This window comes from Stenotrophomonas sp. GD04145 (genome assembly GCF_029835135.1).
GTDB lineage: Bacteria > Pseudomonadota > Gammaproteobacteria > Xanthomonadales > Xanthomonadaceae > Stenotrophomonas > Stenotrophomonas maltophilia_P.
On sequence record NZ_JAODZG010000024.1, the window covers coordinates 1 to 12,904 of the forward strand.

A 12,904-nucleotide genomic window follows, 5' to 3' on the forward strand; every position below is an offset into this window, starting at 1 on the left:
CGCGGAACGACTCGTCCTTGCTCCAGTTCGGCCAGCTGCGCGAGTTCGCCAGCTGGTTGCCCAGGGTGTACAGCACCTCCAGGTCGCGGGCGGCGCCGGCGAACACCCAGTCGGGCTGCCACTCGTCGCCCTGCTGGTGGTAGCGCTTGGCGGTGTAGTCCTCCGAGGCCTTCCTGCCAGCAGCCACACCCCCGTCCACCCAGTCCTGTCCGGCCGACCAGGACAGCGCCGGCACGCCGCGCTTGGCGAACGGGAAATGGTCAGAGCGGAAGAACAGGCCCGCTTCCGGCTTCGGATCGGGCGTATAGCGGATGTCCCAGCCCTTGGCCACCTCTTTCAGCTGGTCCAGCAGCTCGAAGCGCGCGGCACCGTAGATGCCGAAGTCGCGCGAGGGGCCGAACGGCGCCATGCCATCCATGTTGATCACCGCCACGGTCTTCTCCAGCGGATACAACGGGTGGGTCGCGTAGTACTCCGAACCCAGCAGGCCCTTTTCTTCGGCGGTGACCGCCAGGAACAGCAGCGAGCGCTGCGGCTGCTTGCCCTTGGCGAAGCCACGGGCCAGTTCGATCAGCGAAGCGGTGCCACTGGCATTGTCCAGCGCACCGTTGAAGATGCGGTCGCCGCGGGCATCGGGCTCGCCCACGCCGATGTGGTCCCAGTGGGCGCTGTAGATCACGGTCTCGTCCGGGTGGCTGCTGCCTTCCAGCCGCGCCGCCACGTTGTGCGAGGTGATCACTTCGGTCTTCACCGCATACTTCGCGTCCAGGCTGGCGCCGGTCAGCGTGACCGGCGTGAAGTCGCGCTGCTGCGCCTTTTTCTTCAGTGCCTCGAAATCCTGGCCGGCCGCTCGGAACAGGTCCACGGCCAGGTCGCGCTGGATCCAGCCTTCCAGCAGAGGGTGACTGTCGGCCGGGTTGTCGCGCACCACATCGAACATGGTGTTGGTGTTGGAGCCGGCGACCGTGGCCCAGCCGTACGAGGCCGGTGCGGTCTCATGCACGATCAGCACGCCCAGCGCGCCCTGGCGTGCGCCTTCCTCGTACTTGTAGGGCCAGCGGCCGTACCAGGTCATGCCCTTGCCGTCGAAGTCGCCCTTGCCGGTCTCGAAGTCCGGGTCGTTGATCAGCACGACCGCGATCTTGCCCTTCAGGTCCACGCCCTTGAAGTCGTCCCAGTTGCGCTCCGGGGCCTTCACGCCGTAGCCGAGGAAGACCAGCGGCGCCTTGCTGATGTCCACCGTGCTGGCGCCGTTCATGGCCGCGCGCACGGCGATCTGCTTGCCCTGCTCCAGCGCGATGGTCCTGTCACCCTGATGCAGGGCCAGCTGCGGCGTCCCCACGATGTCGCCCTTGCGCAGCGGCACGGCCTGGGTCCACAGGCGCTTGCCATCCTTCAGGTCGCCACCCGGCTGCAGCCCGGCGTCGGCAAACTGCTTGCTCAGGTAGGCGATGGTCTTCGCTTCGCCCGCCGTGGCCGGCGAACGGCCCTCATAGGCGTCCGAGGCCAGTTCCTTCACGTCGGCGGAAATCCGCGCGCCATCGAATTTCGGCGTGGCCGCCATCAGTGCGCCCGACACCGACAGGGCCAGCACGCCCAGTGCTACTCGCTTCATTGCTCTCTCCAGCAGGGAAATCCCAGCCGAGTGTACAAAAGGGGCCCGAGGGATTTAAGGCGCTTTTGGCACTGTCGGATGGGCCCGCGCCAGCAGGTGATCGCGTTCGCGCACGTTGTCGGTGAGCGCGGCAGCGGCCTGGAACGCCTGCCGGGCGTCTTCGACCCGACCCAGGTGCTGCAGCACTTCGCCACGGACGACCTGCAACGGTGCGTAGTCACGCAGACGGTCATCGGAGAGCAGCGGCTGCAGATGCGCCCAGGCAGCGAACGCGCCCTCACTGCGCAGGATGGCTACCACCCGGTTCAGCGCCACCACAGGCGAAGGCTGGATCTGCAGCAGCCGCGAATACAGTCCGGCGATGCGCGCCCAATCGGTCTGGTCGGCCCGGCGCGCCGTTGCGTGGCACTCGGCAATGCAGGCCTGCAGCACGTAGGGATCGTCGCTACCGCCGGCCGACAGCGCGCGCGCCAGCGCCTGCCGCCCGCGTTCGATCTGCAGCCAGTCCCAGCGTGCGCGGTTCTGCTGGTCCAGCAGCACCGGCCGGCCCTGCGCATCCACCCGCGCCGCGGCGCGCGACGCCTGCAGTTCCATCAGTGCCAGCAGTCCCAGCACGGCGGCGGCCGGCATGCGGTGGGCGAGAATGCGCGCCAGGCGAAGCGCCTCCTCACACAGCGCTGGCCGCATCCAGTCATCGCCGGCACTGGCGGCGTAGCCTTCGTTGAACACCAGGTAGATCGCTTCCAGCACGGAGGCCAGGCGCGCGGGCAACGCTTCGGCACGCGGCACTTCATAGGGCACCTGCTTCTGCGCGAGCGTGCGCTTGGCGCGCACCACGCGCTGGGCGATGGTCGGTTCCGGTTGCAGGAACGCGCGCGCGATCTCGCTCGTGGTCAACCCGCCGAGCAGGCGCAGGGTCAGCGCCACGCGCGCGTCGGCGGGCAGTACCGGATGGCACGCCACGAACATCAGGCGCAGCAGATCGTCGCCAAGATCGTCTTCCAGCGCGGTGCTGTCATCGGGTGCCGGCAGCGCGGCCGGATGCAGCGCCTCGCCCCACTGCGCATGCTGCTGCGCCACCCGCTGGTGCTGGCGCAGCACATCGATGGCCCGGTTGCGCGCGGTGGTCATCAGCCAGGCTCCAGGATTGTCCGGGATGCCCTGCTCCGGCCAACGCTCCAGCGCGGCCAGCCAGGTGTCCTGGGCCAGTTCCTCGGCACGGCCGACATCACCGCCGAGCAGCCGCGCCAGGCGCGCGATCAACACTGGCGATTCCATCCGCCAGAGAGTCTCCAGGCGCTGGGTCAGGGAGGGCTCGTGCATGCGTCGATCACAGCATGCACGCTCCCGCCGCACAAGCACCGGCAGTCACGCTTCGACGATGGGCCTGAAGCCGCCCCAGAACATCCGCCGGGTATCGAACGGCATGTCCTTCGGGCCGATGTCGGCCAGGCGCGGATCCGCCATCACCTTCGCGTTGATGCGGTCACGTGCAGCACGCGACCGGAACACCACGAAGGCCACGATCACGGTCTCGCCCGGCTTGGCCTTCACCGCACGCGGGAACGAGGTCGACGTGCCGGGTTCCACGTCGTCGGCCACGCATTCCATGTACTGAAGCGCACCGTGATCCTTCCACACCGCACCGGCCTTGCGGGCAAGGCGGCGGTAGGCCGCGACCTTGTCCTCGGGGCACGGCAGCACATAGGCATCGACGTAAGCCATGAGCGTTCTCCTGTCGTCGGGCGTGGCCGCTCAGCCCGGCTCGCCGTCCATGTGGGCGATTTCCCAGAGATGTCCGTCCAGGTCCTGGAAGCCACGCTGGTACATGAAACCATAGTCGCGCGCCGGCTGCGGTTCAGTGGCACCGGCGGCAAGTGCCTTGTCCACCATCACGTCCACTGCGTTGCGGCTGTCGGCGGACAGGCAGGTGATCACCTCGGTCTGCGCCTGCGCGTCGGCGATCGCCTTGGTGGTGAACTGCTGGAAGAACGGCTTGACCAGCAGCATCACGAAGATGCTGTCGCTGACCACCATGCAGGCCGCGTTCTCATCGGTGAACGCCGGGTTGAAGTGGTAGCCCAGTGCGGCGAAAAAGGCCTTGGACTTGTCCAGATCCTGCACGGGCAGGTTGACGAAGATCATCTGCGGTTGCGGTGTGCTCATTGCTCAGGTTCCCTGGGAAATGGAAAGAAGGCGGGCGATCAGGGCTGCTTCATGCAGTTGACCATCCACGGCTTGCCGTAGCGATCGGTCAACATGCCCCAGCGGTGCGCCCAGAACGTCTCGGCGATCGGCATCTGCACCTGGCCCCCATCGGCCAGCGCGGCGAACACGCGCTCGGCCTCCTCGATGCTGTCGACATCGACATTGATGGTGGTCGAGCCGCCGTCGCCGGCACCGGGGCCGTCGGCGGCCATCAGGATGGCACTGCCGATTTCCAGCTGGCTGTGGGCCACGTGGTCAAGGGTGTCGGCCGGCATCTCGTTGCACCCCGGCGAGCCGTCGGAGGGGGGCATGTCGCGGTACTTCATTTCCGAGGTGACCTGGCCACCCAGGGCCTTGGCGTAGAAGGCCATCGCCTCGTGGGCCTGGCCGCTGAAGCCAAGGAAGGGAATCAGTTTCATCGGGGTGCTCCGTTCGGTTGAAGGTGTCGAGTGTTCGCAGCGCGGCGGGGCTCAGCCTTCGAGCTGCTCGCGCAGACGCTGTTCCTGCTGCTGTAATTCGGGGGTGAAGGCTTCGCCGAAGTCTTCGGCGGAGATCAGCGGGCGCACCTCGAGCGTGCCACCACTGCCAAAGGGGGCGCGGCTGGCCCATTCCACAGCCTCGTCGAGCGAGCGGACATTCCACAGCCAGAAGCCTGCGATCTGGTCGGCGACGGGCGCGAACGGGCCGCTCTCGACCTGCGGTCCAGCGCCGCCGAAGTGAATGCGGCGGCCACGCGCGGTGGCATGCAGGCCTTCACCGGCCAGCATGATGCCGGCGGCAACCAGCTGTTCGTTGTAGGCGCCCATGGCCGTCAGCTCCTGCTCGCTGGGCAGGCGTCCGGCTTCGGAATCGGCGTTGGCTTTGACGATCACCATGACTTTCATGTGGGTCTCCCGTGAGGCGCAGGTGCGCGCCCTTCACTGTTACAACGAACGAGGGGACGGGGAATCGACAAATTCTGAAAGTTTTTTTTGGGGGGGGGACCGGCGGGCCGGTCTCCCGCGCTGCAACATGCCCCAGCGCAAACCTGCGCGATCATGCAGGTCCGCCCCCGCCAGGATCGCGCCATGCAGCAGTACCTGCTCCTGATCTACATCGAACCTGCCTTGCTGCAGGCCTTGCCGGCCGAGGCGTTCAACAGCCTGATGCGCGACTGCCTGGCCCACGCCGACAGGCTGCAGGCCGAAGGCACGCTGCTGCTGGCGCAGAAACTTCAGCCGGTGGATACCGCGCAGACCCTGCGCGTCCGCGATGGCCACAGCCGGGTGCTGGATGGCCCGTTCGCCGAAACCCGCGAGCTGCTGGCCGGCTTCAATCTCATTGTCGCGCGCGACCGTGACGAGGCGATGCGCATCGCGCGCGAGTTCCCGTGGGCACGGTTCGGCAGCATCGAAGTGCGCCCACTGGAGGACATGGACGCCGAGCGCGAGCGCTGCGGCGCCCCGCCTGCTATGGCAGCAGCCGTACTCTGACCTCGCGCTTGCCGATGCCCTCGTTGCCGCTGTAGTCGCGCACGCTGGCACGCACGATGTAGTCCCCCGGCGGCAGGGCTGCCGGCTGCCAGCGACCGGTCTCCATCAGGCCATCGCGCACGGTGTTGGTGACCAGGTAGCGGAAACGGGTGACGGCGCTGCCGTGCACCGTGATGCCGCTGTCCGGTGCGTAGGCAACCTTCACGGCCGCGTTCTGCGGCGGCATGCGGTTGAACACGATGTTCCAGCGCGGCTGCTCGTAGCCCTGCAGCGGCCGCCCGGCCGCATCCAGGATCTGGTAGCCCACCTGGTACGCGCCCAGCCTGCGCCGGGCCAGGTTGTTGTCGACCTGGTCCCAGGCCTCGACCACGATCTGCACGCCCCGTCCCTGCCGCGCGACCATCACGCTGCCGTCGCTCCCCGCTGCCATCGGCTGGTCGTTGGCGTCCAGCAGCGCCACATCGGTGATGCGCGGCGCGAAGTGATCGGCGAAGTTGCGGAACCCCAGTGCGACCGCGTTGGTTTCAAAGCCGCTGGTGCCCACCGCCAGATGCACGTGCGCCTGGCTGTTGATGCTGCCCAGGCGATCGCCCACGTGGATGCGCGTGCCCCGCCGCACGCGGATGCGTTCCAGCGCGCCCTGATCGTCATACAGCGCCTGCCAGCGCGCGTCGAACGGTTCCCCGCGCGGCGTGCGGCCCACCCGCATGTGGATGTACTTCAGCCGGTCCACCGCCAGCCCTTCGCCCTGCCCGCCCAGGCTCCAGCTGGCCACCGGACTGCTGATCTTGCCCTCGGCGATGGCCAGCACGGTCTGGCCGACATCGCCGCGGACATCGAAGCCGCCGTGCAGATGGTGCCGGCTCTCACCCCTGAAATTGCCCCGCACCTCGCCCAGCGTGCCGACCACTTCGTGCCAGCCCTCCTGCGGTGCCAGCGGCCAGCGCCCGGCCGTGTCCGGCAGCGCTGCGTCAGCGGCGGGTCCAACCAGCGCAGGGGCCGGAAGCTCGCCCACCGGCAGCGGCCGCAGCCGATGCAGCCGGTATCCGGCCGCGTCGGCCACCAGCAGGCTGCCATCCGCATCCAGCGCCAGGCCGCTGGGGCGCGCCAGCCGCGGCAGTCGGTCATTGCCCACCAGTGCGATCTGGTGGCCCTGTGCGGTGACCTGCACCACGCGTCCCTCAAGGTCGCCCACGTACAGCACGCCATCATGGGTCGCGGTCAGCGACAGCGGCCCGTTGATGACCCCGCCACTGCCGACCCACGTGCTGACCGTGCCATCAGCACCGACACGACGCACCGCGTTGTTGAACAGATCCGCCACCAGCAGGGCCCCGTGCGCGTCGAAGGCCAGCGCCACCGGTGTATCGAACCGCGCCTCGCCTCCTGCGGCATCGATGAAGCCGGGCCGGTCGCCCCCGGCCAGGGTGCGCACACTGCCGTCGGTGCCGATCACCCGGATCCGGTCGTTCCAGGTATCGGCCACGTAGATCTGCCCCTGCGCATCCACGGCGATACCCATCGGCGCATCGAAACGTGCCTGCGCGCCGGGACCGTCGGCGTACCCCTGCTCGCCGCCGGCCACCGTGGTCACCTGGCCATCGACACCGATACGGCGGATCGCATGGTTGCCGGTGTCGGCCACGTACAGATTGCCCTGTGCATCGGCGGCGATGCCGGACGGCGTGTGGAAGCGTGCCTGCAGTGCCGGGCCATCGGCGCGACCTTCGCCCTGCCCGGCCACGGTCTCGACGCGGCCATCGGGCAGGCGGCGGCGGATGCGGTTGTTGTCGCCGCCATCGGTGAAGTAGACGCTGCCATCGGCCAGCCGCAGCAGCGCGTAGGGATCGGCGAAGCGCGCCTGCGCGGAGGCGCCATCCCGATCGCCCGGATGGCCATCACCGGCCAGCAGTTCGATCTGCGCGGTCCATGCCAGCGGCGTCGGCGCCGGTCCCGCAGGGGTCTCGGGGTGGGGTTCGTCCGGCAGCCAGAAGGTAGCTGCCAATGCACCGGCGGTTGCCACCGCAACCGCCGCCATCCAGTATCGCCGCGCCATCATGTTCCATCATTCAACGGGGAGCGACGACCTTAGCCAGTAGCGCCACCCATGCCAACCCGCATCGGCCTCAACCCGCACGCTCGGGTGATGTTTCAGCGCGCACCTTGATTTCGTCGGGCCAGGCATCGCTGTGCTTCAGCGGCCCTACCCTGCGCTCGCACAGCGCAGCCTGGTTGGCCGGCTCCAGCGCGGTGTCGAGCAGCAGCGCGTCCGCGAACAGCTTCCAGTCGCCATCCTGCATGTAGGACGCTACCGCATGGGGATGCGATGTCAGCGCGGGCTGCGGAAACGCGACGGCCCACACCTGCTTTCGCCCGTGCGATTCGCTGCTGCGCAGGTCGCGCCGTACCGCTGCGCAGGAATAGCGGATGTGGGTGGCCATGCAGGTGTTGCCCGCCATCCTGCACGACCCCAGCCGGCGGCCCTTGCCGGTGGCGAAATCGTGCCGGCTCAGGCCCAGGATCAACCGGTCGGGGATCGTGCCGAAGGTCTGCTCCAGGCGCGGATGATGGTAGTTGGCCATCGCCGTCGGCGGCTGCGCCGGCACCAGCATGGCCATGCGCAGGTTGCGCAGCGGCGGGAATCCATAGCCATCCAGACCGGCAGCGCGACGGTAGTAAGCGTCCTGCATGCCGCGCAGCGGCGAAGAGCCGTTGCCCAGTGCGTTGTTCATCACGTACGCACCCGAGCTGTGGGTGAACACCCGCAACGGCATGTCCCTGTTGTCCACACCCGCCAGCACCCTGCGCAGCTCCAGCCCCACGTAGGGCCCGTTGAGCTGGGCGGCGCCCCAGATCCGGAACGCATTGCCATGCAGGCCATCCCAGTACACGCGCACGAATGACAACGTCTGCCCGCTGGCCGCCCCGCGCTCGCGGAAATCACGCTCCACCCGTTCGTACCAGGCGGCCGCCTCGCGGTAGTCGTTGTTGTAGCCGTGCACCAGCAGCACCACCACACGGCCGTCCTCCGCAGCACGATCCAGCTGCTGCGAGGCGCGCGCACGCAGCACCTGCTGGATCTGCTGCCAGGTGTCGGTGAAGGCGGCGTCGGGCGTCACCCCGGTATCGGCAAGCAGGCTGCGCCACGCCGCTGCCGAGGCGGCACCTGGCACCGCCGACTGCTGGTAGAGATGCCGGAGCGTCGCGAACTCCGCCGACGACGGGCGTGCCCCTTCCAGCATCTGCTGCACCGGCACCGCTACGCTGGCTGCGGGGTAGAGACTGCCCTCACGGTCCAGGAACAGCGCGGTTGCGTCCTGTCGTCGTTCGGCATCGCGATACAACACGTTCTTGCTGGCACAGCCATTGCATGCGATCGCGAACAGCAATGCCGCGACCACGCTCCTGATAGGCTTCATGCACATCCCCCTGTGGATTCGATGCTGCAGGCCGGATCGTCCCTCGACGCCCGGGCCGGCGCTCCCCCGCCCACCCGTGCAGCGCCATCCTGCCGCGGCCGAGGGGCGCCCACAATCACCGTCCGACGAGTGGCTACTTTGCCGGCACCTCGATGCGGATGCCCATCGCCTCGCGATAGCGCGTGTACAACGCCATCACCTTGTCCACGTAGGCCAGCGTTTCCGCGTAGGGCGGTACGCCCTTGTAGCGGGTCACCGCGCCGATGCCGGCGTTGTACGCGGCCGCGGCAAGCGTGCGGTCGCCGTTGTAGCGGCGCAGCAGCGCGCGCATGTAGCGCGCGCCACCGTCGATCGACTGCTGTGGCGAGAACGGGTCGCTCACCCCGTACTCCAGTGCGGTCTCGGGCATCAGCTGCATCACGCCCTGGGCGCCCTTGCTGGACACCGCCAGCGCGTCGAAGTTGCTTTCTGCGTGGGCGATGGCACGCAGCCAGGCATCATCAACACCGGTCGCCTTCGCTGCCGCCCTGAACTGCCGCGCGTGCGGCGCCAGCTGCGGCTTGCCGACCCGGCCCAGGCCCTCATGCGCAGGCTCGCCCGGCGGCGTGGCCACGGTGAATTTCAGGAACACCCGCGAGCCCGGCAGATTGCGGGTGGAATAGACCAGCCGGCCGTCCTGCTCACGTTCGTACAGCACGCCGCTGAACACCCCCATGTTGCCCCACAGGTTCGGGGTCTGGATGGCGTTGTCGTCGATATCTCGCGCGGTGCAGCGCGAACCGGGTTCCGGCGCGGTGGCCAGGCTGACGGTGTTGCCCTGCACGCAGCGGTACACCGTGCGCGCAGCCGCCGTCCCGGCCCACAGGAGGGACAGCAGCATCAGCGCAGCGAGGACGGGGCGGAGGGTCATGGCGGCCGGATCATCCGGCCGCCCCCGCTAACGATGGGTGAATGCGGTGGCGGCCGCGCCCCTAGCGGGCCATCCGGCTGCGCAGCGCGTAGCCCACGCCCAGCAGCACGAACCACGCCGGGCTGGCGATCAGGGCCTGGCGGGTATCGGCCTGCAGGCTCAACAGGACCAGCACGCCCGCGAAGAACACCAGGCACGCCCAGCACATCGCCACGCCACCGGGCATCTTGAAGATCGAGGCCTCGTGGCGCTGCGGGTAACGGCGGCGGTAGACCATGTAAGCCACCAGGATCAGCGACCAGACGAAGATGAAGAGCACCGTCGCCAGCGTCGTCACCAGGGTGAAGGCGGTCACCAGATTCGGGATCAGGTAGATCAGCAGCGTGCCGCCCAGCAGGCACAGGCAGGAGAACAGCAGCCCGCGGGCCGGCACCGCCGCGCGCGACAGTTTCGACAGGCCGCGCGGCGCGTGGCCTTCTTCCGCCAGGCCATACAGCATGCGGCTGGTGGAGAAGATGCCGCTGTTGGCCGAGGACGTTGCCGAGGTCAGCACCACGAAATTGATCAGGCTGGCGGCGGCAGGGATCCCGGCCAATACGAACAGCTGCACGAACGGGCTCTTGTCCGGCACCACCTGCCGCCACGGCGTCACTGCCATGATCGCCACCAGCGCAAGCACGTAGAAGATGATGATGCGCACCGGGATCGAGTTGATCGCCTTGGGCAGGTTGCGCTCCGGGTCGGCGGTTTCAGCGGCGGTGGTTCCCACCAGCTCGATGCCGACGAAGGCGAACACCGCGATCTGGAAACCGGCAAAGAAGCCGACCAGTCCCATCGGGAACATGCCACCGTCGTTCCACAGGTTGGCCAGCGAGGCGGTGTGCCCGCTGGGCGAGGTGAAGCCCCACGCCACCAGGCCGGCGCCGGTGATGATCAGCGCGCAGATCGCCACGATCTTGATCAGCGCGAACCAGAACTCCATCTCACCGAACAGCTTCACTGTCACCAGATTCAGCCCCAGCAGCAACAGCACGCACATCAGTGCCGGAATCCACGCATCCAGGCCGGGGAACCAGAACTGTGCGTACGCAGCGATGGCGATGACATCGGCGATGGCGGTGACGATCCAGCAGAACCAGTAGGTCCATCCACAGAAGAAGCCGGCCCAGGGCCCGAGCAGATCGGTGGAAAAATCGATGAAGGATTTGTACTGCAGGTTGGACAGCAGCAGTTCGCCCATCGCGCGCATGACGAAGAACAGCATCGCGCCGATGATCAGGTAGACGAACACGATGGACGGGCCGGCCAGGCTGATGGTCTTGCCCGATCCCATGAACAGACCGGTGCCGATGGCACCGCCGATGGCAATCAGCTGAAGGTGGCGGTTGGACAGGCTGCGGCGCAGATGCTCGGGGGGCTGGGCAGGGTCGGTCATGGCGCGGAATCGGCGGGCGAAGCGTCCGACGGTAGTCCTCCCGGGCCGGTTGCGCCAGCTGGGGACGGGCTGAATCCGGCAAAGTTGGCCGCTTTCACCACAATGTGACCGAATACCTGATTCGTCCCATTCCGCCCGGCGCGGCGGCATGCTCAGATAGCCGCATCTGCCCAAGGATCGGCCCGACCATGCGCCCTGCCCTGCCTGCCTTGCTGGAGCCCCGGACGTGAGCCGACTGCGGATCATCATCGGGGGAACCGCGCTGGCGCTGCTGGCGGCGGCCATTCCCATCGCCGTCATGGCCTACGCCACGTGGGACCGCGCCGTGAGCGTGGAGCAGCAGCGCCTGCATGACATCGCCGAACGCACCCTGCGGCGTGCGGACCTGTCCTACCAGGAAGCGCTGGCCGCACTGAAATCAGCCGAGGCCACCGCACTCCCCGCCTGCAGCCCGGAGCACATCCGGCGCATGCAGACGCTGGTGATGACCACCCCTTCGGCCGATCAGCTGGGCTATTTCGAAGGCGGCAAACTGCGGTGCACCTCATGGGGGCCGTTCCTGTCCGACGTGAACCAGCCCAGGCCGGACCACGTCACCAGCGACGGCGCCGGAATCGCGGTCGATGTGCGTCCCGAGACCAGCGGCCGCCGCAAGGTGCTGTCGATCCTGTATGGCTCCTACGACGTACTGGTCGATCCCCGCCGCTTCGTCGATGTCATCGTTGATCCGAACGTGCGGCTGGCCCTGGCCAGCCCCGACGGCCGCCTGCTGGCCCGGCAGAACGACATGGATCCGGCGCTGCTGCAGAGCCTGCTGCGCGATCCCGGCATTGGTCTGGACCAGAACACGCTGTACGCCACCGCTCGCAATGAAGAATGGCTGGCCATCGCCACCACCCCGCGGACCGCGCTCACCGCCAGCTTCCGCCAGCAGGCGTGGCTGTTCGTGCCGCTGGGCGTGCTGCTGGCCGCCGCCGGTGCCGGCCTGGTGATCTGGTTGTCGCGCCGCCGGCTGTCGCTGCGGGGTGAACTGGCCACTGCCATCCGCCGTCGCGAGCTGTACCTGCATTACCAGCCGATCATCGAACTGGACACCGGCATCTGCGTGGGCGCCGAAGCGCTGGTGCGCTGGCAGCGTCCGGACGGCACCCAGGTGCGTCCGGACCTGTTCATTCCGCTGGCCGAAGAGGCCGGGATGATCGGCGATGTCACCGATCTGGTGATCGAGAACGTGGTGCGCGACCTGCGCGAACTGCTGGTCGGCGATCGCAGCGCGCACGTGGCGATCAACCTGGCGGCCGAAGACATCAGCAGCGGCCGCGCGTTGAAGATGATCGCCAAGCACATGACCGGCAGCGGCATCCTGCCGCAGCAGATCTGGATGGAGGCCACCGAGCGCGGCTTCCTCGACCTGGACCGCGCCCGCACGATGCTGGCCGCGGCACGCCGCGCCGGGCACAGCGTCGCCATCGACGATTTCGGCGTGGGCTATTCCAGCCTGCAGTACCTGGCACAGCTGCCACTGGATGCGCTGAAGATCGACAAGTCCTTCGTCGATGCGATCGGCACCGACAGTGCCACCAGCCCGGTCACCCCGCACATCATCGGTATGGCGCGCGAGCTGGGCCTGTGGGTCGTGGCCGAAGGCGTGGAGACAGAAGCGCAGCTGGCCTATCTGCACGGTCAAAAGGTGCAGTTCGGGCAGGGCTGGCTGTTCTCCCGGCCGCTGCCACGTGACGAATTCGTGGCGTTCCACCACAAGCGGCAGCAGCGCTACGGCGCAGCGCGCGAACAGATGCAGAACCCGCGCAGCGTACCGATCGAACAGGAGCCACTGCCGTAAGC

General features: G+C 68.0%; 12 protein-coding genes. 2 read left to right on the forward strand and 10 right to left on the reverse strand.

The genetic code is table 11. The features are described from left to right. The 6 genes from N7367_RS12645 to N7367_RS12670 all read right to left on the reverse strand — a co-directional run. Window positions 1-1,615, reverse strand: a 1,615-nt coding sequence (locus N7367_RS12645) for a M28 family metallopeptidase (protein WP_279942497.1), incomplete at its 3' end; no start/stop codon positions are given. Window positions 1,616-1,669: 54 nt separating this feature from the next. Continuing rightward, entirely contained in the window at window positions 1,670-2,938 is a 1,269-nt protein-coding gene (locus N7367_RS12650; protein WP_279942498.1) for a sigma-70 family RNA polymerase sigma factor, read from the reverse strand. Window positions 2,939-2,983: 45 nt separating this feature from the next. Then, window positions 2,984-3,340 (reverse strand): DUF1428 domain-containing protein, encoded by a 357-nt coding sequence (locus N7367_RS12655; protein WP_074901992.1) that lies wholly within the window; start codon window positions 3,338-3,340, stop codon window positions 2,984-2,986. 30 nt (window positions 3,341-3,370) lie between these two features. Next, window positions 3,371-3,781 carry a VOC family protein gene (locus N7367_RS12660; RefSeq protein WP_065175394.1) on the reverse strand — a complete coding sequence of 137 codons (411 nt, stop codon included), beginning with the start codon at window positions 3,779-3,781 and terminating at the stop codon, window positions 3,371-3,373. A gap of 38 nt (window positions 3,782-3,819) precedes the next feature. Beyond that, window positions 3,820-4,242, reverse strand: coding sequence for a VOC family protein (locus tag N7367_RS12665; RefSeq protein ID WP_164151011.1), 423 nt, complete (start codon window positions 4,240-4,242; stop codon window positions 3,820-3,822). Between the two features lie 51 nt (window positions 4,243-4,293). Beyond that, entirely contained in the window at window positions 4,294-4,707 is a 414-nt protein-coding gene (locus N7367_RS12670) for a YciI family protein (RefSeq protein ID WP_053518842.1), read from the reverse strand. Between the two features lie 183 nt (window positions 4,708-4,890). On the opposite strand from N7367_RS12670, the gene N7367_RS12675 reads away from it, so the two are divergent. Beyond that, window positions 4,891-5,295 carry a YciI family protein gene (locus tag N7367_RS12675; RefSeq protein ID WP_279942499.1) on the forward strand — a complete coding sequence of 135 codons (405 nt, stop codon included), beginning with the start codon at window positions 4,891-4,893 and terminating at the stop codon, window positions 5,293-5,295. Here the strand turns inward: N7367_RS12675 and N7367_RS12680 are convergent. The 4 genes from N7367_RS12680 to cycA form a co-directional block, all read right to left on the reverse strand. Beyond that, on the reverse strand, window positions 5,273-7,351 hold the full coding sequence (locus N7367_RS12680; protein WP_279942524.1) for a gluconolaconase: 2,079 nt from the start codon (window positions 7,349-7,351) through the stop codon (window positions 5,273-5,275). The two genes, N7367_RS12675 and N7367_RS12680, sit on opposite strands and share 23 nt — an antisense overlap. 70 nt (window positions 7,352-7,421) lie before the next feature. Then, the gene (locus N7367_RS12685; RefSeq protein ID WP_279942500.1) at window positions 7,422-8,714 is read right to left on the reverse strand and encodes a hypothetical protein; all 1,293 of its coding nucleotides are present in this window, start codon (window positions 8,712-8,714) and stop codon (window positions 7,422-7,424) included. 133 nt (window positions 8,715-8,847) lie between these two features. Then, entirely contained in the window at window positions 8,848-9,624 is a 777-nt protein-coding gene (locus N7367_RS12690; RefSeq protein WP_279942501.1) for a lytic transglycosylase domain-containing protein, read from the reverse strand. 61 nt (window positions 9,625-9,685) lie between these two features. Next, a complete protein-coding gene (gene cycA, locus N7367_RS12695) occupies window positions 9,686-11,059 on the reverse strand; it encodes a D-serine/D-alanine/glycine transporter (protein WP_180875803.1) in 1,374 nt (457 codons plus the stop codon). Between the two features lie 226 nt (window positions 11,060-11,285). Here cycA and N7367_RS12700 point away from each other — a divergent pair, with 226 nt between their 5' ends. Then, window positions 11,286-12,902, forward strand: coding sequence for an EAL domain-containing protein (locus tag N7367_RS12700; RefSeq protein ID WP_065182542.1), 1,617 nt, complete (start codon window positions 11,286-11,288; stop codon window positions 12,900-12,902). Window positions 12,903-12,904: the final 2 nt, after the last annotated feature.

Coding starts and splice junctions, on each gene's coding strand:
- N7367_RS12665 (WP_164151011.1), bottom strand. CDS start 4,242: ATGAAACTGATTCCCTTCCTTGGCTTCAGCGGCCAGGCCCACGAGGCG.
- N7367_RS12685 (WP_279942500.1), bottom strand. CDS start 8,714: ATGAAGCCTATCAGGAGCGTGGTCGCGGCATTGCTGTTCGCGATCGCA.
- N7367_RS12660 (WP_065175394.1), bottom strand. CDS start 3,781: ATGAGCACACCGCAACCGCAGATGATCTTCGTCAACCTGCCCGTGCAG.
- N7367_RS12655 (WP_074901992.1), bottom strand. CDS start 3,340: ATGGCTTACGTCGATGCCTATGTGCTGCCGTGCCCCGAGGACAAGGTC.
- N7367_RS12670 (WP_053518842.1), bottom strand. CDS start 4,707: ATGAAAGTCATGGTGATCGTCAAAGCCAACGCCGATTCCGAAGCCGGA.
- N7367_RS12690 (WP_279942501.1), bottom strand. CDS start 9,624: ATGACCCTCCGCCCCGTCCTCGCTGCGCTGATGCTGCTGTCCCTCCTG.
- N7367_RS12675 (WP_279942499.1), top strand. CDS start 4,891: ATGCAGCAGTACCTGCTCCTGATCTACATCGAACCTGCCTTGCTGCAG.
- cycA (WP_180875803.1), bottom strand. CDS start 11,059: ATGACCGACCCTGCCCAGCCCCCCGAGCATCTGCGCCGCAGCCTGTCC.
- N7367_RS12680 (WP_279942524.1), bottom strand. CDS start 7,351: ATGGCGCGGCGATACTGGATGGCGGCGGTTGCGGTGGCAACCGCCGGT.
- N7367_RS12650 (WP_279942498.1), bottom strand. CDS start 2,938: ATGCACGAGCCCTCCCTGACCCAGCGCCTGGAGACTCTCTGGCGGATG.